This is a genomic window from Neisseriaceae bacterium CLB008 (genome assembly GCA_041228285.1).
Lineage (GTDB): Bacteria > Pseudomonadota > Gammaproteobacteria > Burkholderiales > Neisseriaceae > JAGNPU01.
The window spans coordinates 2,265,802-2,287,342 of record CP166133.1 but is presented as its reverse complement, the minus strand read 5'-3'; the positions used below and the strand labels follow the sequence as shown (position 1 = coordinate 2,287,342).

The 21,541-nt window shown below is 49.9% G+C and carries 18 protein-coding genes; 7 read left to right on the top strand and 11 right to left on the bottom strand.

The window, feature by feature from the left end; genetic code table 11:
* Window positions 1-22 precede the first annotated feature (22 nt).
* Complete coding sequence (locus AB8Q18_10520; protein XDZ50620.1) at window positions 23-439, bottom strand: hypothetical protein; 417 nt, start codon at window positions 437-439, stop codon at window positions 23-25.
* Window positions 440-449: 10 nt separating this feature from the next.
* A complete protein-coding gene (locus AB8Q18_10515; protein ID XDZ50619.1) occupies window positions 450-1,640 on the bottom strand; it encodes an NAD(P)/FAD-dependent oxidoreductase in 1,191 nt (396 codons plus the stop codon).
* Between the two features lie 572 nt (window positions 1,641-2,212).
* Between AB8Q18_10515 and AB8Q18_10510 the strand changes: the two genes are divergently transcribed.
* Together AB8Q18_10510 and fabG are read left to right on the top strand one after the other, a co-directional pair.
* Window positions 2,213-3,100, top strand: a complete 888-nt coding sequence (locus tag AB8Q18_10510) for a LysR family transcriptional regulator (protein XDZ50618.1) — start codon at window positions 2,213-2,215, stop codon at window positions 3,098-3,100.
* 98 nt (window positions 3,101-3,198) lie between these two features.
* Entirely contained in the window at window positions 3,199-3,954 is a 756-nt protein-coding gene (gene fabG, locus AB8Q18_10505) for a 3-oxoacyl-ACP reductase FabG (GenBank protein ID XDZ50617.1), read from the top strand.
* 63 nt (window positions 3,955-4,017) lie between these two features.
* Here fabG and mscL read toward each other — a convergent pair whose 3' ends face one another.
* The 6 genes from mscL to AB8Q18_10475 all read right to left on the bottom strand — a co-directional run bounded on the left by mscL (window position 4,018) and on the right by AB8Q18_10475 (window position 8,364).
* Window positions 4,018-4,485, bottom strand: a complete 468-nt coding sequence (mscL, locus tag AB8Q18_10500; GenBank protein ID XDZ50616.1) for a large-conductance mechanosensitive channel protein MscL — start codon at window positions 4,483-4,485, stop codon at window positions 4,018-4,020.
* A 72-nt stretch (window positions 4,486-4,557) separates the two neighbouring features.
* Entirely contained in the window at window positions 4,558-4,794 is a 237-nt protein-coding gene (locus AB8Q18_10495; GenBank protein ID XDZ50615.1) for a helix-hairpin-helix domain-containing protein, read from the bottom strand.
* 9 nt (window positions 4,795-4,803) lie between these two features.
* A complete protein-coding gene (yddG, locus tag AB8Q18_10490) occupies window positions 4,804-5,715 on the bottom strand; it encodes an aromatic amino acid DMT transporter YddG (protein XDZ50614.1) in 912 nt (303 codons plus the stop codon).
* A 161-nt stretch (window positions 5,716-5,876) separates the two neighbouring features.
* Window positions 5,877-6,668 carry an enoyl-ACP reductase FabI gene (gene fabI, locus AB8Q18_10485; GenBank protein XDZ50613.1) on the bottom strand — a complete coding sequence of 264 codons (792 nt, stop codon included), beginning with the start codon at window positions 6,666-6,668 and terminating at the stop codon, window positions 5,877-5,879.
* A 116-nt stretch (window positions 6,669-6,784) separates the two neighbouring features.
* Window positions 6,785-7,309, bottom strand: coding sequence for a lytic transglycosylase domain-containing protein (locus AB8Q18_10480; protein ID XDZ50612.1), 525 nt, complete (start codon window positions 7,307-7,309; stop codon window positions 6,785-6,787).
* A gap of 224 nt (window positions 7,310-7,533) precedes the next feature.
* Window positions 7,534-8,364: a pyruvate, water dikinase regulatory protein gene (locus AB8Q18_10475; protein XDZ50611.1), complete on the bottom strand. Its 831-nt coding sequence runs from the start codon at window positions 8,362-8,364 to the stop codon at window positions 7,534-7,536.
* A gap of 372 nt (window positions 8,365-8,736) precedes the next feature.
* Between AB8Q18_10475 and ppsA the strand changes: the two genes are divergently transcribed.
* The 5 genes from ppsA to AB8Q18_10450 all read left to right on the top strand — a co-directional run bounded on the left by ppsA (window position 8,737) and on the right by AB8Q18_10450 (window position 18,473).
* Window positions 8,737-11,130: a phosphoenolpyruvate synthase gene (gene ppsA, locus AB8Q18_10470; GenBank protein XDZ50610.1), complete on the top strand. Its 2,394-nt coding sequence runs from the start codon at window positions 8,737-8,739 to the stop codon at window positions 11,128-11,130.
* Window positions 11,131-11,338: 208 nt separating this feature from the next.
* Window positions 11,339-13,525, top strand: coding sequence for a TonB-dependent receptor (locus tag AB8Q18_10465; protein ID XDZ50609.1), 2,187 nt, complete (start codon window positions 11,339-11,341; stop codon window positions 13,523-13,525).
* Between the two features lie 9 nt (window positions 13,526-13,534).
* Window positions 13,535-14,380: a ChaN family lipoprotein gene (locus AB8Q18_10460; protein XDZ50608.1), complete on the top strand. Its 846-nt coding sequence runs from the start codon at window positions 13,535-13,537 to the stop codon at window positions 14,378-14,380.
* A 55-nt stretch (window positions 14,381-14,435) separates the two neighbouring features.
* Window positions 14,436-16,511 carry a prolyl oligopeptidase family serine peptidase gene (locus AB8Q18_10455; protein XDZ50607.1) on the top strand — a complete coding sequence of 692 codons (2,076 nt, stop codon included), beginning with the start codon at window positions 14,436-14,438 and terminating at the stop codon, window positions 16,509-16,511.
* Between the two features lie 591 nt (window positions 16,512-17,102).
* The gene (locus AB8Q18_10450; GenBank protein XDZ50606.1) at window positions 17,103-18,473 is read left to right on the top strand and encodes an NAD(P)-binding domain-containing protein; all 1,371 of its coding nucleotides are present in this window, start codon (window positions 17,103-17,105) and stop codon (window positions 18,471-18,473) included.
* A gap of 40 nt (window positions 18,474-18,513) precedes the next feature.
* Here the strand turns inward: AB8Q18_10450 and AB8Q18_10445 are convergent, their stop codons facing one another.
* The 3 genes from AB8Q18_10445 to hemA all read right to left on the bottom strand — a co-directional run bounded on the left by AB8Q18_10445 (window position 18,514) and on the right by hemA (window position 21,402).
* Entirely contained in the window at window positions 18,514-19,002 is a 489-nt protein-coding gene (locus AB8Q18_10445; protein ID XDZ50605.1) for a GNAT family N-acetyltransferase, read from the bottom strand.
* A 66-nt stretch (window positions 19,003-19,068) separates the two neighbouring features.
* Entirely contained in the window at window positions 19,069-20,145 is a 1,077-nt protein-coding gene (gene prfA, locus AB8Q18_10440; GenBank protein XDZ50604.1) for a peptide chain release factor 1, read from the bottom strand.
* A 6-nt stretch (window positions 20,146-20,151) separates the two neighbouring features.
* Window positions 20,152-21,402, bottom strand: a complete 1,251-nt coding sequence (gene hemA, locus AB8Q18_10435; GenBank protein XDZ50603.1) for a glutamyl-tRNA reductase — start codon at window positions 21,400-21,402, stop codon at window positions 20,152-20,154.
* Window positions 21,403-21,541 lie beyond the last annotated feature (139 nt).

Sequence of the window (21,541 nt, the reverse complement as noted above, 5' to 3'; positions counted from 1 at the left end):
GAGGCTTGTTTGATTTTCAGGCCTAGGGCAAAGGCTGTTCGGGAATGCGCTTACCAATGATTTGCAAGGTACGCAGTACCAGAGCGATGCCTCTAAGTGTATCTGGCTGCTTGAGTAGGGCGTAGGTCGAGCGCAGTGTATGCTTCTCTTGGTTAAACTGTAGCTCGGTGTGAGCCATGCTTAGGGCGCTGCCGGCTTCCCATGTGGTGCTGACCACGCCTTCAAAAACGCCAGAGAGTTTTTCGACGATGGCGTTGTCGGAAATGTCTACCAAGTCGGACATGAGAGACAGGACATCGACTAAATTATGCAAGCGGTTGCCGGCGATCAGCGGATGTAATTTGGTCAGCAGCTCAGCCAAACCTTGATCATTCTCTAAGGTTTTTAAGATTGATAAAGGATCAGTATGGGTGCTGTTTGGGGTTGGGGTTTCGTTCATCTGATGCTCCTTAAACCAGACCGCGAATGGCGGCCCAGTATAGTCCACGATTAAAGCCGTTACGCAACATGCCGCCTACCTTGGTGGGCGGGGTTGGGATCACGTCGTTGAGGTAGTCATACTGTAACGGCATCCCAGCATTGAGGCCCATTTGGGCCACGGCCTGTACCTTGCCATCGTAGTGGCTGATGGGATAGCCAATGCGCAGTTCGGCGCAGATGTTGTCAGCAATGACGCCCGCCTGGTTGTGGCAGGTACCGCCAGCCTTGCTGACGGGTAGGTCCACCGTATCGCCGATGACGTAGACGCCCGGTTGGCCGTAAACCTGTAGCGTTTGGTGGTCGGTGGGCAGCCAGCCCTCGCCATTTTCATAGGGGCTGATGCCTAGATTACGCACGGCCTCGACTGCGGTGATCGGCGGCGTACTCATGAGAATGTCAAACGGCTCTTCCGTACCTTCTTTGGAATAGGCAATTTTGCGATCAGGATCTACTCGATCTAAGGTAAAACCGCGGTTGCTCTGGATGCCTTTGCTGGCAAATATGCTGGGCATGGCTTCGCCAACAGGGCGCTGTAAGAATAAGCAGTTGCGTAAGAGCTGAGACACGGTTGGGTAGGTGTAGACGATTTCAATGGCGTCACGAACGCCTCGCTTGCGTAGGTAGTCGTCCAGCATCAGCGTGGTTTCAATCGGGGCGATGCCACACTGGTGCGGCACGTTTGGCGTTTCAGGGAAGGTAACGGTGATGAAAATGCGGCCTTTTTCGATCGTGGCCAGTTTGTCCGCTAATTGGCGTGAAGCAGCGTATTGATAGAAATGGTCGCCCGCTTCGGATAGGCCCTCAATGCGGTCAGGACGAGGGACGCAGCCGGTAGCAAAGACCAAAATGTCGTAGCCGTATTGTTTGCCTGATTGGGTTTTTAAGGTGTTATTGGGTAGGTCGAAAGAAATGGCCTTATCCACAATGAAATTAATTTCTGGGCGCAACAGGCTTTGCTGTGGGCGCTGTAGTTCTTCTTTGAAGAACATATTAAAGGCCACATACATAAAGGCCGGTTTGTAATAGTGGACAGGCGAATCCGAGAGTAGGGTTAAGTCAACCTGTTTACCCAGGATTTCTTTTTGTAGCTTACGGGCCAATAGGTTGGCCAACATGGTACCGCCGGTGCCGCCACCGACGATTAAGATTCTTTTTTTCATGAGTACTCCAGCGTGTATGAAGGACATTAATCGGGACGAAACATGATGAAAGCTGAATAAACGACTGCGTAGGCCAATTAAAAGCTGATTGAATACACTCCTTTTTTGTGATTAAGCTATTGGGTAATCTGATTTTTATCATGTTATATATACAATATGAATGAATAGAACACAGCTGCTGTAAGAATGCAATCTTAACCTTGGTTAATTGAGGGTTTTTACTTGATTGTGGCGAAATTGGTGCAATTGCTCAAGGCTGAGGTGGGCAATGGGTATGTGGCTCAGGTGGGCGAGGGTTGATTGGCTAGATAAAGCACAGCATGGTCATTGATGAGCTTCAAAATACAGGCCTAGAGGACTGGCTGGCTAGAGGGTAATCAAGCTGCCTATAGGGTTTGATGCAGCATGACTCTGGAAAATACGCTGATGTGGTCGTGCGCATGATGGCTTTAAGATTGTGTGCTGCACAAACATTTGGCATAGATGCCCCAATGATTTTAGGGTAAAGTAGAGAGACAAAAAGAATCATAAAACCCTTTGTTCACTAGAGTAAAAGGGGAGAAAGGAGCTTTATGGATTTAAACCAGATCAAAAGTTTCATTGCGGTGGCCAACCACGGTAACCTCACTCAAGCGGCAGAAACCTTGCACTTGTCCCAGCCTGCCGTGACGGCACAGATCAAGGCCATGGAAAAAAAACTAGATGTGGCGCTGTTTTTGCGTACGGCACAAGGCATGGTGCCCACGCCCGCAGGAGCGGCCTTTTTACCTAAGGCCGAGCATCTCTTGAATCAGGTTTATCAAGTTGAACTGTTTGCTAAACGCTTGAGTGAAGACTATGTTGCTCAGGTGAAAATCGGCATGATCCATCCCACTCCTTCACTTAAGATCGGCCATCTGGTGCAGTTTTTACTGCAGCAAATCCCGACTCTAGACATTCAGTTGAGCATCGACATCAGCGGCGCTGTCTTGAATCAGGTGCGTAAAAAAGAATTGGACGCTGGCTTCTACCTGGGTAAAAACCCCTACCGTAACGTGCACAGTCTCGTGTTGTCAGAGTTTCGCTACGTGCTGATTTGCCCGGCTGCTTGGTATGGGGCCTTAGCTGATGCCGAAGATGACGCTTTGGCTCATTATCCATGGATTCAGTTTTCACAGTTTTTATCCCTAGGTAAACTCATGATCGAGTTTTATCGCCAACACAACTTTAGCCCCAAACACGTGACCACCTGCGACCACATCTCTGCCGCCATCGACTTGGTTGCAGCCGAAGTGGGCTTAGCTTTGGTGCGTGAGGATGAGGCTTTAGAGGCGCAGCAAAAGGGTTTGATTAAGGTATTGCCTGCGTATTTTATGACCGAGCAGCTGTCGTTTATTTACCCAGAAGGCCAAGAAGAAAATGAAATGCTACAGCTATTAAAGGCGGGCATTCATCACATCTGGGCGGATGCCGTCGTTTAGGTCAGGGCCAAATCAAGAGGGCGTGGTTGATTGATGGCCAGACGCTGGCTGAGGGATGGCGTAGGTTTGTTATTAATATTAATTAATAGGAGGCGTTAATGTTTAAATTAAATAATCAGGTGGCCTTAGTCACGGGCGGCGCCAACGGCATTGGTTTGGGCATTGCCACCGTATTGGCACGTGCTGGGGCAAAGGTGGTGATTGCCGATATTGACGCGATCGCAGGCCCTCAGGCGGCTGCGGCAATTAATGGGGTATTTAAGCCATTGAACGTCACTGATCAAAAAGCCTGCCAAGACGTGGTCAAAGAGATTGTGGCAGAAGAAGGGCGCTTAGATATTTTGTGTTCGAATACCGGTATTTTCCCGCAGGCCACTTTGGCCGACATGACGGAGGCAGATTGGGATTTAATGCACGACGTTAACCTCAAGGGTATGTTCTTTGTGGTTCAAGCAGCATTAAAAGTAATGGCCTCTCAAGGCTATGGTCGCGTGGTGATTACTTCTTCTATTACCGGGGCCGTGACCGGCTTTCCTGGTTGGAGCCATTATGGTGCGAGTAAGGCTGGCCAGCTCGGCTTTATGCGCAGCGCGGCGCTAGAATATGCCAAGGTGGGGGTTACGGTGAATGCGGTGATGCCGGGCAATATCTTAACCGCTGGCCTACAGGCTCAGGGCGATGCGTATTTAAATCAAATGAAGGCGGCAGTGCCCACCCATACTTTAGGTACGCCAGAGGATATTGGCCATGCAGCCTGCTTCTTAGCCTCTAAAGAGGCCGCATTCATCACCGGCCAAACCATTATTATTGATGGTGGCCAGATTCTGCCTGAGTCGCCAGAAGCCTTGCTGTAAGGATTTTTAGCCATAAATAAAGCCAGCATATGCTGGCTTTATTTATTTAAAAACGCCTAAACCTTATAGGTCAGAAGTACAGTGTGAACAGCGAGTGGCCTTGACCGGAATGTCGCTAGAAAGGCAGCGAGGGCATTCTTTGGTTTCGGGCGCTGGCGCCAGTTCGGCTTCTTTTTTCTGGGCATGGGTGATTTTATTGATGGCCTTAATCAGCATGAAAATGGCGAAGGCCACGATTAAGAAGCTGATGAGGGCATTGATAAAGAGACCAATGTTTAGGGTAACGGCACCGGCTGCCTGAGCGGCGGCAACGGAAGGATAGGGGCCAGCGACCGTGGCGCCTTCTTTAATGGTGAAAAACAGATTGGAAAAATCCACGCCGCCGAGGACATAGCCAATAGGTGGCATGATGACATCGTCCACCAGTGATTTCACGATGCCGCTGAATGCGCCACCGATCACCACACCCACTGCTAAATCAATAACGTTGCCACGCATGGCGAAATCGCGAAACTCTTTAACAAAAGACATGATTGGGTACCTATAAGTAATAGTTGGTTTAAGACAAAGCAATTCTAATCAATATTAGAGTAGAGAGCCAGATTAAATCTGACTTTTTGCATAATTTATTACAGAGGCTATAGCAGCCTTGGCCTGAGGACTGTTGCGCCAGCAGGTAGAACCCGTGATTTCAGACGCCATTTGGGTGATGTCGGCCACATTGGCCTGACTAAGCGCAGCCAAATCGTGAAAGCCCATTTCTTCTAGGCGTTTGATGATGGTAGGGCCGACGCCTTTAAGGGCCAGCAGGGCGGTTTTGTCTTGATCAGAAAAGGGCATGAGGCATCCTTAAGGTTTAATGGGGGGAGTGGGAGCGGGCGAACGAGTGGCTAACCAGCATAAGAGTGAGCCTAGCGTCACCATCAGTACGCCTTGCCAAAACGTCCACGACAGGCTTTGGCTGAGCAAGGTGGCGGCAAAAAAAGTAGACAACACCGGCGTAAAGTAAGACGCGGTGGCCAGTAGGGTGAGGTTGCCGCGCAACATGCCCACGTTCCACAGACCGTTGGCGCAGGCCATAGCTGCGCCAGCAAAGCCAACGGCTATGGCGCCCGACCAGTTAACGTGCAGTGCTGGTTCGTGGCTGGAACCATATTGTATCCACAGGGCCAGGGCAGTCAACATAAAGAAGAAGGTGATGCCATTGTGGCCCTTTGCCAGACGTTGAGTAAGGTTGCAGTAGATGGCCCAGATGACGGCGCCGCTAAAGGCGAGGCCATAGCTTAAGGGGTTGCTGATGACGTTGGCCAACATGTTTTGTGGCGACCAACTGCCTTCACCGCTGAGAATCCAGCCAATGCCAAACAGCGACAGCAGGATACCAGGGTAGAGCCACCAGCGTATTTTTTGACGGTTGAGTATGAGGGCCAGCACGAGGGTAAAGCAGGGCCATAAATAGTTCAGCATGCTGACCTCAATGGCCTGATGGCGATTGTCGGCAAAGCCAAGCGATAGCGACAAACACAGCTCATAAGCGACAAAGAGAAGGCTGCCAAGCCAGAGATAGGCTTTAGGAAATTGGCTGAGCCTTGGGCGACCTAGGACGAGCAATAAGCCAATGCTGCCCACGGTGTAGATCAGCGCTGCGCCACCAATAGGGCCAAAATGCTCACTGACGCTGCGGATCATGCCCACTACGGTGCTCCACAGTAAAATGGCGATTAAGCCGTAAAGGGTGGCTTTGGTGCTCGACGTCGGCATGCTGGCTTTCTGGTCAGGGGGTAGTTAGCAGTATGGCTTGGGCATGTCTGCCTCAGGCTTGCAGCGATTGTGCCATTTTTAAGCAGATTTTCCCAGTATGGGGCGATAAAAAACGACGCCTTAAGGTCAAGGCGTCGTTGTATGGAGTGTCTGATGATCGATTACTGTTCTTCAGGCACGCTTAAGGCATTGACGCTGTAGCCACCGTCAACATAGGTGATTTCACCGGTGACGCCAGAGGCTAAGTCAGACATCAAGAAGGCGGCTACGTTGCCGACTTCTTCAGTGGTCACGTTGCGGCCCAATGGGTTTTGTTCGGCTACGTGGCTCAATAATTTACCAAAGTTGGCGATGCCAGAGGCGGCCAAGGTTTTAATCGGGCCAGCAGAAATGCCATTACAGCGAATGCCGTCTTTACCGACTGCGGCAGCGGTGAAGCGAATCGAGGCTTCTAAGCTGGCTTTGGCCAAACCCATGACGTTGTAGTTCGGAATGGCGCGTACGGCGCCTAGGTAGGTTAAGGCCAATAGTGAGGATTTACGGCCTCGCATCATCGGGCGAGCGGCCTTAGCCAAGGCTGGGAAGCTGTAGCTAGACACATCGTGAGACACTTGGAAAGCTTCGCGGCTGAGGCTGTCTAGGAAGTCGCCGTTAAGTGATTCACGCGGTGCAAACGCAATGGCGTGAACCAGGCCGTCCAGACCATCCCAGTGCTTGGCGAGGTCGGTGAATAGGGCGGTGATTTCGTCGTCGTTCTGAACGTCGCAGCGGAACACCAAATCAGAACCAAACTCGGCGGCCATTTTGCGCACGCGTTCTTCTAATTTATCTACCACGTAGGTGAAGGCCAATTCAGCCCCTTGTTCATGACACGCTTTGGCGATGCCATGCGCAATAGAACGCTCTGAAATCATACCGGTGATTAAGATTTTTTTGCCTTGCAAAAAGCCCATGCTGTGCATCCTTGAGTATCAATAAAGATAAAGTTTGAATTATAGCCAAATACGGCCGTAAACACAAAACCCTATGGGTTTAATTGTTTTTCGACGGCATTATTTCTGGCATAGGGTTACAGCTGGTTGAGGTATTGCTGCACCCGCTGGCGATAATTCTGCGTAGATTGGGTCCAGTTTTCTCGATACAGGCCGCTGTTGTATTCACCGACGGCCGCATCAACGTTGCCCTGATTACGAATCAGATTCTCTTTTAATAAATAGCCGGCGCCAAGTGCGGCATGATAGGAAGATTGATATGGATCAACTTTATACAACTTAATTAAGGCGGCGCGGGTTTTGGGCAGAATTTGGTAGACGGTGCGGGCGCCAGAGCGTGAGATTTGGTTGGCGTTAGAGCGCTCGCCCGCCACACGGATGGCGCCAATTAAGCGGGGGTCTATGTTCAGCTCTAGCCCCACCATCATTTCTAAGCGGTCGTATTCAGGGTCTTGATAAGACAAGACGTGATTTTGATGGTTGTAGTTATAGGCAGTTGAGACTTGGTTCGGGCGGGGTTTAGTGATCGGCTTGGTTGATGATGAACAGCCTGCAACCACTAAAGTGGCCAGTAATAGTGCATATAATAAGTGTGTTTTCATTGTTGATTTTATTCACAAATGAGGGATGAAAAGATTAAATCATGATTGTACTGAGCCAGCAATAGGTAAAAGGTTCCATTGCTGGGTAGGGCAAAAGACGCTGGGTGTTGGGCTAAATACCCCGATATGAATGAGACAAAGCGTGCGGCATAGAAAAAGCGCCACGCCAGCGCTCGTGTGATTTTAGGCTGGGGTGACGCGATGGGAAGCGGGGCTAGCTCAGCTTAGCAGCGGCGCTCTAGGCCTGTTTGCTGCAAAATGCTGGCGGCCAATTCTTCGACCGATTTATGCGTGGTGCTGAGAAACTCAATGCCGTGCTGACGGAACATGGATTCCGCTTCGTTGACTTCAGAGCGACAGTTTTCAATACTGGCGTATTTAGAGTTTGGGCGACGCTCAGTCCGAATTTGGTGTAATCGTGCCGGTTCAATGGTGAGGCCAAACAGCTTGTGGCGGTAGGGCTTAAGCATTTTCGGCAGCTCGCTGCTGCCTAAATCCAAATCGTCAGGGGTTAAGGGATAGTTAGCGGCGCGAATGCCATACTGTAAGGCTAAGTATAAACAGGTTGGGGTTTTACCTGAGCGCGACACGCCCACTAAAATCACGTCGGCCAGCTGTAGCTCTTTCGAGCTGATGCCGTCGTCGTGGTTGAGGGTGAAGTTCACCGCATCCATACGGGCATCGTAGGCTTCTGTATTGCTGATGCCGTGGGTACGGCCGACGGCGCGGGTGGCTTTGGCCTGTAGTTCGTTTTCCATATTGGTGATGAAGGCATCGTAAAAGTCATAGTGAGTGGCCTTACTGGATTTAATTAAATCACGGGTGGCCTGGTCTACGATGCTGGAGAATACCAAGGGGTTCTTTTCGCTTTGGGTGGCCACTTCGTTGATTTTACGCACGACTTCACGGGCTTTTTCTTCAGAATCAACGAAAGGGAAGGTGGTTCTTTTAAATTGAAATTGTTCAAACTGATTTAAAAGCGCATCCCCTAGGCCTTCTGAAGTAATGCCGGTACGGTCGGAGACAAAAAAAGCGTGGCGGATAGGCTGCGTCATGATGGAGGTTCCTGAGTTAGGCTGATGTTGTTAAAAACAGCAGAGCAAAAGGCTTGATCTGGCATAATGTTTTTCCAGATGAATATTTTTCTTTATCTGCTTAAGAATTACGGTTGTTTTTGACATATTATATTAAATACAACGAATTGGTCGTTTTCTGTTTCAGGCCAATTTATGCGACAACTTTTGATTCTACTGTGTTTACAAGTGGATACAACCCCCTTTTAATCTTTATTGATGAAAATCAGCGGACCTTTAAAATTGACTGAGGGATTAAATTGACAAAAGGGCATGACATAAAAGCCTGTAAGGGCTAGAATGTACCCCTGAATTTTCTTTAATTTCCCCAATCTTCCTTCTGGATGTTACAACATGGCTGAAAACTACGTTATTTGGTTTGAAAACTTGCGCATGACTGATGTCGAAAGCGTGGGCGGTAAAAATGCCTCTTTAGGCGAAATGATTAGTCAATTGGCTTCTAAAGGCGTTCGCGTCCCAGGTGGTTTTGCGACCACTGCTGAAGCATACCGTGTCTTTTTGGCGCACAATGGCTTAAATGACAAAATTAACCAAGCATTAGATGCATTAGATGTCGATGATGTGAACGAACTTGCTCGAGTGGGCAAAGAAATCCGCCAATGGATTATCGACACGCCATTCCCAGAGCAGTTGGATGCCGACATTAAAGAGGCTTGGGACAAAATGGTGGCCGATGCTAATGGCGCAGAAATTTCTGTGGCCGTTCGTTCTTCTGCTACGGCTGAGGACTTGCCTGATGCGTCATTTGCGGGTCAGCAAGAGTCTTACCTAAACATTAATGGTTTGGACAACGTTAAAGAAGCCATGAAACACGTATTTGCTTCTTTATACAATGACCGCGCCATTTCTTACCGCGTGCACAAGGGCTTTGCCCATGCCGACGTGGCTTTGTCTGCTGGTGTACAGCGCATGGTTCGCTCTGATAAGGGTGCTTCTGGCGTGATGTTTACCATCGACACTGAGTCTGGTTTTGAAGACGTGGTGTTCATCACTTCATCTTACGGCCTAGGCGAAACCGTGGTTCAAGGTGCGGTGAATCCTGATGAATTCTACGTACACAAACCAACCTTAAAAGCCGGTCGCCCTGCGATTCTGCGCAAAACCATGGGTTCTAAATTAATCCGTATGGAATTCACCGATGCCGCTCAGGCCGGTCGTTCTGTACGCACCGTTGACGTTGATGAAGCTGATCGTAAACTGTTCTCGATCAACAACGAAGAAGTCAACGAATTGGCACAATACGCCTTGACCATTGAATCTCATTACGGTCGTCCGATGGACATCGAGTGGGGTCGTGATGGCTTGGATGGCAAAATCTACATTTTGCAAGCCCGTCCTGAAACCGTTAAATCTCAAGAAGGCCGCGTAGAGACCTTGCGTCGCTACCGCATTAACGAGAAATCTGCGGTGTTGTGTGAAGGCCGCGCGATTGGCCAAAAAGTAGGCCAAGGCCGCGTACGCTTGATTAAAGATGCGTCGCAAATGGATCAGGTTAAGCCTGGTGACGTGTTGGTGACCGACATGACTGACCCAGATTGGGAGCCAGTGATGAAGCGTGCTGCCGCCATCGTGACCAACCGTGGTGGTCGTACCTGTCACGCGGCGATTATCGCCCGTGAATTAGGCATTCCTGCCGTGGTGGGCTGTGGCGACGCTACTCAAGTCTTGACTGAAGGCCAAGAAGTGACCGTGAGCTGTGCCGAAGGCGACAGCGGCTTGATCTACGAAGGTTTGTTAAATGTTGAAGTGATTGATTTGGCCTTGGGCAATATGCCTGAGTCTCCAGTGAAAATCATGATGAACGTGGGCAATCCAGAGTTGGCGTTTAGCTTTGCCAGCCTGCCTAGCGAAGGCATTGGCCTGGCGCGTATGGAGTTCATCATCAACCGTCAAATCGGCATTCACCCGAAAGCTTTGATTGAGTTTGACAAGCAAGATTCTGGTTTGCAACAGGTGATCACTGACCGTATCGCCGGTTACGCCACGCCAGTTGACTTCTTCGTGGATAAAATCACCGAAGGCGTGTCTACTTTGGCCGCCTCTGTGTACCCACGTAAAGTGATTGTGCGCATGTCTGATTTTAAATCAAACGAATACGCGAACTTGATTGGTGGCGCTGCTTACGAACCACACGAAGAAAACCCAATGTTGGGCTTCCGTGGTGCAGCACGTTACGTGTCTGAAGACTTCAAAGACTGCTTCGCTTTAGAGTGCCAAGCCTTGAAACGCGTTCGTGACGAGATGGGTTTAACCAACGTCGAAATCATGATTCCGTTTGTGCGTACCCTAAAAGAAGCTGAATTAGTTGTGGCAGCACTGAAAGAGAATGGCTTAGAGCGCGGTAAAAACGGCCTACGCTTGATCATGATGTGCGAGTTGCCAACCAATGCGATTTTGGCTGACCAATTCTTGGCCTTCTTTGATGGTTTCTCTATCGGCTCTAACGACATGACCCAGCTAACCTTGGGCGTGGACCGTGACAGCGGTGGCCCAATTGCCGCGACCTTCGATGAGCGCGACCCTGCGGTGAAAGCCATGCTGCATTTGGCCATCAGCGCCTGTCGCAAAGCCAATAAGTACATCGGTATTTGTGGCCAAGGCCCCTCTGACCACCAAGACTTCGCTAAGTGGTTGGTTGAAGAAGGCATTGAAACCATCTCTTTGAACCCAGATACCGTGGTGGAAACCCATATGTATTTGGCTAAAGAAATGAATCCAGCAAAATAATCCATGTCTTGTGCATGTAGGAAGCCGCCTCGTTTGAGGCGGCTTTTTTTATGCCTGCCGCTTGGGTGTGACAACGGTGTGAACGAACGCGGCTAAAAAAGATTGCAGATTTACTTCATTCACTATAAACTTCGACCTTTTATTAAAATAATAATCGTTCTCATTCACATTACTATTTGCAATCACACACACCGGGTAGATAAAAATCATGACTGTTTCACCGTTTAAGCCCAATAAGATTTTATTGGGCTTGTTGTTGCCGTTTTTGGGTCAAAACATGGCTTGGGCCGACGAAGCCAAAGCAGAAGCCGACACCGCTAAATTAGACACCGTCGTCGTCATCGGCAAAAAGGTCACGCCTGCCGACAAACCGTTTAAAACCATAGGGGGCGTCAGCCATCGTGGTGAAGATACCCTAGGCGAGGGCGCCACCAGCATTTTAAGGGGCATTCCAGGCACGTTTACCCAGCACGACGTGGGCCAACCAGGGATACAGGTGAACATCCGTGGCATGGAAGGCTTTGGCCGCGTGAATACCATGATTGATGGCGTGCAGCAGGCTGGCTTTCAAAGTAATCCTGCGCATGGCTCTAGCGGCACGACGGCTTATGTTGATGAAAATCTTTTAGTAGGTATAGACGTGCAGCGCGGTGGCGTTAATGGTGCTGATGGTGCTGGCTCTTTGGGTGGTGCCGTGAATTTTAGAACCATTGGCGTAGATGATTTGGTTCAAGATGGCCGCCGCTGGGGGGCAAAGGCTCTGTATCGTTTTGGCAGTAATGGCTATGGTTATAATAATTTACTCAGTGCGGCATTTAAAGAAACCGCTTTTGGCGGGCAGGGTTCTGTGGGTGCCATTTTTGCAGGAACGCAGCGTAAAACGAGTCAGTATGAAAATGCTGCTGGAGAAGAAAATATTTATCAGAGCAGTAATAAAGATGCTCAGTCTGAATTGTTTAAAATTCATATTCGGCCAGATGAAGAACAAAGCATAGAGTTGAGCCATTTGGTGAATCGCAGTGAGTTTGAAAATAACTTAACCCCGATGAAGGTGGTGAATCGAACGAATTATTTGAAATATGAATATGACCCGATGTCTGATTGGGTGAAGGTGGCATTTAACCTCAACTATAATAAAATGTCGCAGTTTTATACGGACAAAAATACCCATGACCGTATGCATGGTAAAAAGACCACTAGCCCTGCTGTGGGGATGACGTTACAGAATACCAGTGAGTGGCAGGTGGGCGATGTAGATTTTAAATGGGTAAATGGCCTTAAGCTGCATCGAGTACGTTATGAAAGTAATTTGGCTCAAGAACAGCAGCGAGACCTATCGCATGGGGAAAGTCTACAAAAAAGCCTGTTTACGGCTTTGGATTGGGAAAAAGGCGCTTGGTCCGGTGCATTTGGGTTGGCTCATAATCGCTATCAGCTTAAAGGAAATACGGCAGCCTGTGGTGAATACGTTTTGGTGTGTGCTCAATTAACGGGTACCTTAGGCGGTGCTCAAGAATACACTAAATCCCATGACTTTAACCCCAGCGTGAGCCTAGCCTATCAGGCTACAGATTGGTTACAAGTTTATAGTAAATGGTCTAAAACAAGCCGTTCACCCACGATACAAGAAGTGTTTTACCCTGATTTGCATAATCGCCCCATTGGGATGAACATCTTTTTAAAGCCTGAAAGCTCAGAGAACCGAGAGCTAGGCTTTAACGTGTTTAAAAATGGATTTTTACACAGCGACGACAGCTTACGTTTAAAAGTAAACTATTTTAATAATAAAATTAAAAATTACATCTTTAATGAGCAGTACTACTTATGTGATACGGGTTTAGGCCTGCCTATCACATGTGGTATTGATGATGATGGCCTCGATGGCGCTTATGGCCTGTATGCAAATGCACCTGGGACATCAACCATTAAAGGTTTTGAGGTAGAAGGACGCTATGACATAGGTCGTGTGTATGCGACGGTGAGCTGGAGTAAAACAGAAACCAATTTGCCACGCGATTTTATGGCCGAATTTGGCGTAGGCCGCATCAGTGACTTGCCTGAAACGTATTGGGATGTAACTTTGGGCAGCCGCTGGCTAAATGATGCGTTGGTTTTGGGTACTCGAATCAGTCACACTGGTCATAGTTTAGCGCCTGGCGGCTATGATTTCGACAACCAAGAGTTAATTGACCAACCTTTGCGTAAAAATCCTAAACTGGTTGATTTGTTTGCGACTTATACCTTTGGTAAAGAGGCCGTTGTGACGGTAAACGTAACCAACGTCGCCAATAAACAGCATTCTCATGCCTTAAGCCGTGCGACCTTGGGTTCGCCTATGGACGCCGGCACCGGCAGCGGCCGTACCTACAGCCTTGGCCTATCAATGAAATTTTAAGGAGGCACCATGTTGAAAAAATTAGCCATCGTTTTGGCCAGCACCTTAGCCTTAAGCGCCTGCAGCAGCATTGCACCGCCGCCAGCGGTGGATCAAGCCAGCCTAGAAGCCGTTGCCAGCAGCGGCCGCATCGTGGATTTACGCACGCAAGCCACGCTGACGCCCGCGCAGTTGGCGGTTGAGTTGGCCAAGGCCGACATCGTGTTGGTGGGCGAGAAGCACGACCAGATCACACACCATCAGATGGAGCAGTGGCTGGTGGCTACTTTACCGCAAGCACGGCCTCAGGGGAGCTTTGTGTTGGAAATGCTGCAGCCCAAGCAACAGGCTAAAGTCAGCAAAACGCAGACATTTTTAAACGGTGGCGGTCATCTGCGTGCGGATAAAGTGGTGCAGGCGACCGACTGGCAAACGGGCTGGACGTGGACGCAGTACCGGGATCTGATGAATCAGCTGCTACGTCAGCCTGCGCCCGTACTGGAAGCCAATCTTGATCGTGAGCCGATGAGGCAGATTTATCAAGACAAACCGGTGCTGTCGGGCCGCTTACATGCTCGTCCCGAAGTGAAGGCTGAATTAGCCAAAGTCATTGATGGCATGCATGAAGGCGCCGACTTAGACGCCATGCTGGCGGTGCAGCAGCACCGTGACCGAAAAATGGCCGAGGCCGTGATGGCGGCACCTAAGCCAACGATGCTGATTGCTGGCGCCTACCATGTGGTGAAAAACCTAGGCGCGCCGCTGCATCTACAGGACTTGGGTAATCGGGCTGAGGTGAAAGTAGTGATTTTGGCCCAGCCCGAGGCCAAAGTATTGCCAGAGCATGCAGATTACGTTTGGTATGCCCCTAATTAAGGGATCAAAACACAGCCGTTGGAAACAGCGGCTTTTTTAATTAAAGTACGCCCATATGAATCAATCTATATCTTCTATTGTACTGCTGGCCGCGATGGCGGCTAGCCTCTCCAACGTTCAGGCGCGCACGCCAGTGAGCGATGACTGGCTGAAAAACAAAGGCGAAGCCTTAAGCGCGCCCGTGGCTGATTATTTGGCTCAAGAAAACCAGCTGAGTCAGGCCTATTTCAAACGCCATGACGGCCTATATCAAACGATTTTGGGCGAAATGCAGGCCCAAGTCAGCCCGCCTCAGGCGCAAGACTGCGACGTGACTTTAAGCGGTGCCTACCAATTGCAAAGCTGCCCCGTGGGCGGCCCACGCAGCGCGCAAAAAGCCTATCAGATCAGGCCGCTGGCTCAGTCTAACCAAGCCGCTCCGTGGCGCTCAGTGTATACGCCAAAGGTAGAAAAGGGCAGGTATTATGCCGCAGGCCAAGCTCGTTTGAATGCGCAAGGCACGGTGTTGGCCATTGGTGAGGATAGAGTGGGGACGCGTGAATACACGCTGCATTTTTATGATGCCCAAACCCAAAAAGCGCTGCCAGAAAAGATCGCCCAAACCAACGGTCAGGCCTATTTTTCACGCGATGGGGCTTGGGTGTATTACGTGAAAAACGAAGCCCAGACCATTCGGCCCTATCAAGTTTATCGCCACCGCTTAGGTTCGCCCGTCAGCGCCGATGTGTTGGTGTATGAGGCCATGAATGATCATCATAATCTGGGCCTGTATCTGAGCACTTCAGACGCCTATTTGGTGATTAATGATTCAGGCGCCACCGCCTCGCAAAGCCTGTTGATTGATCGTGGCCAAAATGCTGCCCAAGCTCAGCCACGCTTGGTACGGCCCTTGCAGGCCAAGGTTGAGTATTATGTGGCGCACGTGGGCGAAGATTTTTATCTGCACAGCAATCGCGATGGTGAGTTTGCGCTGTATACGGCCAAAAATTTGGCCGATGGCTGGCAGAACGTCAGTCAAGGTTTAGGTGAGGTCGAAGATTATGTGGTGTTAAAAGATTGGTGGGTGGTGCTTACCCGTGATCAAGGCCGCCCCGTGTTGACCAAGATTAACCGCCACAGCGCTCAGCGCGAGGCTTTAAGCTTTAATGATCCCAACTATTTGATTGAGTTAAAAACTGGCCACAGCGAGGGGGACAATACCTTACGCTATCAATACACGTCATTAACCACGCCGAGCCGCATTGAGGCGCTGGATTTAAGCAGCAATCACTTGCGCGTTGAGTCAGATAAAGCCGTCGCGAGCTATGTGGCGGCAGACTACGCCAGTGAATACCTGTGGTTGCCCAGCAGCGATGGCGTCAAGGTGCCGGTGACCTTGGTGTATAAAAAAAGCCTGTTTCAGGCGGGTAAAAACCCGTTGATTGTTTATGCCTACGGCGCCTATGGCAGCAATATGGCACCACGCTTTAGTGCCAATCGCTTAAGCTTTTTGGATCGCGGCTTTGTTTACGCCATTGTACACGTACGCGGCGGGGGTGAGCTTGGCAGCGCCTGGCATGAGGCAGGCAAAGGCTTGAGCAAAAAGCACAGCTTTGACGATTTTATTCAAAGCACCATTGGCCTACAGGCAGCCGGCTATGGCGACCCTAAGCGCACCTATGCCATGGGCGAAAGCGCGGGTGGGCTGGTGATGGGCGTGGTGGCGAATGAGGCGCCTGAGCGCTATCGAGCCATCGTGGCGCAGCGCCCGTTTGTGGATGTATTGAATACCTTGATGGACGATACTTTACCCCTGACTAAGCAAGAGTATTCAGAGTGGGGCAATCCTAATCAGCCTGAGTATGGCGCTTATATTCGTAGCTATGCGCCTTATGAGCAGGTTAAAAAACAGGCTTACCCAGCCCTTTTGGTGACTTCAGGCCGTTTTGACACGCAGGTGCCGTACTGGGAGCAGGCCAAGTGGGTGGCCAAACTGAAGCGTCATCAGCAGGGTAAGGCCCCCATCTTATTGCATACCGACATGAATAGCGGCCACAGCTATGGCCAAAATCGGCTCACCGAATTGGCCATGGCCTACAGCTTTATTGTGGCCGAAGACCAGGCTTATACCGGGGTAAAACGGGGTGATTAAGGTTAAAATCATCCTGTTTTAATGATTTTTGAATAAGAAAAGCGGCCGTCAAGGCCGTTTTTTTTTGGTTTTTGGCTGCGTTTTTTAAATAAAAAGGCTTTTTTTGATTGTAAATATTATCGAATATTTAAATATTGATAGTTATTGACAATCAATATAAGTGTGGTTTGACGGCGTTGAGACGGCTCTTTTAACGGCCTGTCGCCGCTATGAAACGGGCGCTTAGAAGTGCTCAAGCCGCAGCTGGATTGGCTTCTGTGTTCGCGGCCTAGGTTTTGGCCATCGATGTGACCTTGATTCGTCGCTAGGCTAGGTGGGCTAGGGGCACTCGCCGATTGAATGGGTGTTAGATAAGAGGCGAGTATGGGCTTTTAAAGGCGTGTTCACGGTGGTCTTTCTCTGGCTCTACCATGCGATTTTAACGGGGTAAAATCATGCCTATGAAATTTTATACTTTTGTCATTTTATGGTGTATTATAGGTGATTGAATAATATGGGGATTAACATGGATGGTGGTGTTTGGCAACATTGTGGCGCAAAAAAAATATCTGTAAGGTAAAGAGCGATTTAGTATGAATGAAGGAGAACCGTTTGAAAAAAAGAGTCGCTATTTTAGGTGCAGGCCCGAGTGGCTTAGCACAGTTACGAGCCTTTGCCGCGATGCGCGATCAAGGCCATGATATTCCCGACATTGTGTGCTTTGAAAAACAGGCCGACTGGGGCGGATTATGGCGTTACAACTGGGAGACCGGTTTGGATCGGCACGGAGAGCCCGTGCACGGCAGTATGTATCGCTACCTGTGGTCGAACGGCCCCAAGGAAGGCCTAGAGTTTGCCGACTATTCATTTGATCAACATTTTGAACAGCCTATGCCCTCGTATTTGCCACGGGCGGTGCTGAAAGACTATATTGTTGGGCGGGTAGAAAAAAACCACATTCGCCAATACATCCGCTTTAATACCGCCGTACGTTGGGTGGACTACTCGGCCGAAACCGAGACCTTTTCGGTCACGGTAATGGACCACGAAAAAGACGAACAGGTTACGGAAACGTTTGACTATGTAGTGGTGGCAACGGGCCACTTTTCCACGCCAAGCTATCCAGAAGTGGCCGGCTTAAGCCGCTTCCCCGGCCGCGTATTACACGCCCATGATTTTCGCGATGCGCAAGAGTTTACCGGCAAGCGTTTACTGCTGGTGGGCAGTAGCTATTCGGCTGAAGACATCGGCTCACAGTGTTATAAATATGGTGCTGATTCCATTGTCTACAGCTATCGCAGCCAACCCTTAGGCTTTGATTGGCCCGAAGGTTTTGAAGAGCGCCCGCAGCTGTCGCGCATTGAGGGCAAAACCGCCTACTTTATTGATGGCAGTCATACCGACGTTGACGCCATTGTATTTTGCACAGGCTATCAGTTTTCGTTTCCGTTTTTACCCGACCATTTACGCTTGCAGACGGATAATTGCCTCTATCCTAAAAAACTGTACAAAGGCATTTTCTATCAAAGCCAGCCTAAATTGATGTATCTGGGCATGCAAGATCAGTATTTCACCTTTAATATGTTTGACACTCAGGCTTGGTTTGCCCGCGATGTGATGTGTGGCCGCTTGCAGTTACCCAATATGGAAGAGCGTCAGCAGGATGAAGATGCTTGGTTGGCCAAATATGCGGCCACGGAAACTGATGATGAACACATTGATTTTCAGGCCGCCTATATTAAAGATCTGTGGGAAAAAACCGACTATCCAGAGTTTCACGTTGAGGCTCAGGGTGAGTTGTTTAAGCAATGGTTGCGTCACAAGCAAGAAGACATCATGGGGTTTAGGAACCGCTGCTATCGCTCAACCGTGACCGGTACCATGGCTCATGCCTTGCCTAAGCCGTGGCTAGACATTAAGGATGATTCCTTGGCTTCGTTTATGGCCCATGATTTTGTGCCCCCAGCAAAAAAATCGGCCTAAGGCTTTGGACGGATGAATATCAAAACCCATTAAGTTAAGCTTAATGGGTTTTTTGTGGATGAATGTCTGAACGCACTAAAGCCAAGCAATGGCTGTTGTGTTCAGAGGTGACGGGTAAAAAGCCATGGCGTTCATAAAAACGGGCTGATGCCTGGGTGCCTGGCGTTCTGAGCGTGAGGTGAGTGAAGTGTGGCACAGCAGCGTTAATTAAAGCCATCAATAGCGCAGAGCCTAGGCCTTGCTGGCGATGGGCCGATAAAACATAAAAGTGGCGTAGCCGACCCTGATGTGGTTTCTGTTGATAAGGGTCTTGATTCAAGCCGCCTATGGCCACCAGCTCATTGTCGTGAGTGAACATGCCGAGGAGGCATTCACCTGCTTGGTCAAAGCGATTGCTGCCTTGCTCATAGGCTTTGAGGAGCTTAGCCACGAAGCGAAAGCCTTCTGCTTGGCTTTCTGATAGTAGAGCATCTAGGCTTGGTGCTGCTAGCTGGGTGAGGGTATCGATACGGTACAGGGGAGACATCATCAGCTTCTGTGAGAGAGAGAAAAAAATACCCCAGCGCGGCTGGGGTAGAAGAATGAGGTTGGGGATTTAATCGCCTAGGCTAGCCAGTAGCTCGGCCTGATGTTCTGAAATCAAGGCGTCGGTCAGTTCGGTAAGATCGCCGTCCATAATGTAGTCTAATTTATGTAAGGTCAGGTTGATGCGGTGATCTGACACGCGGCCTTGTGGGTAGTTGTAGGTGCGGATGCGTTCAGAGCGATCGCCGCTGCCGATGAGGCTCTTGCGTTCGGCCGCTTCTTTGTCTTGCTGTTCGCGCCGCTTGATGTCGTTAATGCGCGCCGCTAAAACGCTTAAGGCTCGGGCTTTGTTTTTATGCTGCGAGCGGTCGTCTTGGCACTCTACCACGATGCCGCTGGGTAAGTGGGTGATGCGAATGGCTGAGTCGGTTTTGTTCACGTGCTGACCACCGGCGCCGCTGGCGCGGAAGGTATCGATGCGCAAGTCGGCTGGGTTTAAAATCACCTCGTCTAGTTCGTCTGCTTCGGGCATGACCGCAACGGTACAGGCCGAGGTGTGAATACGGCCTTGGCTTTCGGTGTCGGGCACACGCTGGACGCGGTGGCCGCCAGACTCAAACTTTAATTTACTGAAGGCGCCAAAGCCTTCAATACGCGCAATCACTTCTTTGTAGCCGCCTAGGTCGGATTCATGTTCAGACACAATTTCCACCTTCCAGCGGTTGCGCTCAGCAAAGCGGGTGTACATGCGTAAGAGGTCGCCTGCAAATAGGGCTGCCTCATCGCCGCCCGTGCCCGCACGCACCTCGATAAAGATGTTTTTGTCGTCGTCGGCATCTTTAGGCAACAGCTGTTTTTGTAGCTCAAATTCAATGTGCTCTAAGCGCTCTTTGGCGCTTTGAAGTTCTTCTTGCGCAAATTCTTTCATGTCCGGGTCGCTGAGCATTTCTTCGGCGTCGACCTGATCTTGTTTGGCCTGTAGGTATTGGTGGTAGGTTTCCACGATGGGGGTAATGTCCGAATGCTCACGAGTAAGCTTGCGGTATTGATCCATATCGTTGGTGGCCTGTTCGCTGGCCAAAAGGTGGGTGACCTCTTCAAGACGCTCAGAAAGGTGTTGAAGTTTCGATAATAAAGAAGCTTTCATGGGTGTTTAATCGTTCCGTAGGTGGTAGACCTGGGCAATGGCTTCTACCGTGTCGTTGTCTTGAGTTTGGGCTTGCGAGAGGGCGCGCGTAGGCGCATGTAAGAGCTTATTGGTGAGCTGCACCGACAAGCGTTCGAGCACGTCTTCAGGAGACATGCCTTTATTGAGCTGTTTGATGGCGTTGGCCAATACGTAGCGGCGCGCGCGCTCGCCTTCGTCTTTGAGCGAGACAATGAGGGGCACGTTTTTGCGTGCGGCCTGCCAGGCCAGAAAATCATGCACGCGCTCATCAATGATGCCTTCGGCCTCAGAAGCGGCCTGCTGGCGTGCTTCTTTGCCGATTTCGACAATGCTGGCAATGTCGTCGACGGTGTATAAGAAAGCGTCGCTTAATTCGCCCACTTCACGTTCAATGTCTAGCGGTACGGCTAAGTCGAGCAAGAACATGGGGTTTTTGCGGCGGCCTTTGAGGGCGCGCTCAACCATGCCTTTGCCGATGATGGGCAAAGGGCTAGCGGTGGAAGAAACCACCACATCGTAGCGGCTTAAAATGTCTGGCAAGTCATTGAGTAAGCAAGCTTGCGCATTTTGGCCAATCATTTGGCACAGTTCTTGCGCGCGCTTAAGGGTGCGGTTGGCGACCATCATGTGTTTGGGGTTTTTGGCCGCAAAATAGGTGGCCACTAGTTCAATCATTTCACCTGCGCCCACAAACAACACGTTTAAATCAGAAATGTCAGGGAAAATACGCTCGGCCATTTTGACCGAAGCGGCCGCCATAGACACCGAGCTTTCGCCTACCGCCGTGGTGGAGCGAACCTCTTTGGCCACTGCAAACGTGCGCTGAAATAAGGTGTTCAGCGTGGTTTCAATGGTGTTTTGTTCTTGCGCTATGCGCACCGCATCTTTAATTTGACCCAAAATTTGTGGTTCGCCCAAAACCATAGAATCCAAACCACAGGACACGCGAAAGGCGTGGCGAATGGTTTTTTCGCTGTCGAGGGTGTATAAATAAGGGCGGATGTCGGCTTCAGGGATGTGGTGGAATTTTGCCAGCCACTGAATGACGTGTTCGGGCTTGGCCACGCAGTAAATTTCAGTACGATTGCAGGTAGACAAGATCGCGGCCTCATTGGCCACGCGCTCTTTGACCATCTCTTGTAAAGCATCAGGCAACACTTGTGCCGCAAACGCCAAGCGTTCGCGAATACTGACGGGTGCTGTTTGATGATTTAAACCAATCACTGATAATTGCATGTCGGGGTCAAGTTTCAAGATAAAACACGGTATTATACGCCAAAAATGACAAGAAAACAAAGCCAAAGCATGCGTTTAAAAAGGCCGCTCTAAGGGCTGAAAACAGCGTATATTGGTGTCACTAATCGCTTTACGGGAG